Consider the following 1,018-nt stretch of genomic DNA (forward strand, 5'->3'; position numbering starts at 1 on the left):
GGTCTGCGCGTTCACGCGCTGCGGCCAGCTGGGCGCGCGCCACGCCAACGCGGGCGTTGGCGCCATCGCGGGCGGCGGTGCGCTGATCGATATCGGCGCGGCTGATGAAGCCCTTGGCCACCAGGCTTTCGGCGCGGGCCAGATTGGCTTCGGCCAGGCGGGCGTCGGCTTCAGCCTGACGCACGCTGGCGGCGAGCTGGGCGATTTCCTGAGTCTGCACCTGGCGGTCGATCTGGGCCAGCACTTGGCCAGCGGCCACCTGCTGGCCGGGTTCGACGTTGACCCGCACGACGCGGCCGCCTTCACCCTGCACGCCCACGGCGGCGTCACGCTTGGCCGCGATGCTGCCCGGCGCGGTGACCGCATCGGCAATCATCGTCGAACCCGGCACGATCACCGTGACTTCCGGCAGGTTGGCGTCCTCGGCCGACACCGGCGGGGCGGCGGACGGGCCAAAGGCCTTCCATCCGCCGACACCAGCCAGCGCCACCACCAGCGCGATCAGCGCCGGCTTCATCCAGCGCCGGCGGCCGCGGCCGGACGGGGCTTCGGCGTCACCACCGGGCGGGAAGGGATAGACCTCCGCGACCGCGGCGGATGGCACATTGTTATGGGCGTTCATTGACATGGTTCCTCTGCGACGGTGTATTATCGAAATACATCACCGCATGCAAGAGCTTTCCCATACTCCAGTTTCATGGCAGCAAAAAGACCAATTTGAGTGTCACTCCAAGATTTGATGCCGCACGCAGCGCCATGATTTTGCACGTGACGCGGCCGCCGTGGCGGGACATCATCGGTGCCAGACAGGGAAAGAAGGACCCCGCCCATGCCCCACCAAATGCCCCGATTGCTCTCCCGCTCGCCGCTGCTGGTCGCGGCCCTGCTGGCTGCCCCCGCCACGGCCCAGGATCGTCCCCCGCCGCCCGCAACGCTGACGCTGACGGCCAGTGCCGACGTTGCGCGGGCGCCCGACCAGGTGCGGTTGACCGCCGGGGTGGTGAGCATGGGCGCCACG

At 69.1% G+C, this 1,018-nt stretch carries 1 protein-coding gene; it reads right to left on the reverse strand.

Annotated elements, in window-relative coordinates:
- The coding region (locus tag GJ693_RS16185) for a biotin/lipoyl-binding protein (protein WP_235903009.1) at positions 1–622 on the reverse strand (622 nt) is incomplete at its 3' end.
- Between the last annotated feature and the right edge of the window lie 396 nt (positions 623–1,018).

Origin of the sequence: Sandarakinorhabdus oryzae (assembly GCF_009733735.1) — a bacterium.
GTDB classification, from domain to species: domain Bacteria; phylum Pseudomonadota; class Alphaproteobacteria; order Sphingomonadales; family Sphingomonadaceae; genus Sandarakinorhabdus; species Sandarakinorhabdus oryzae.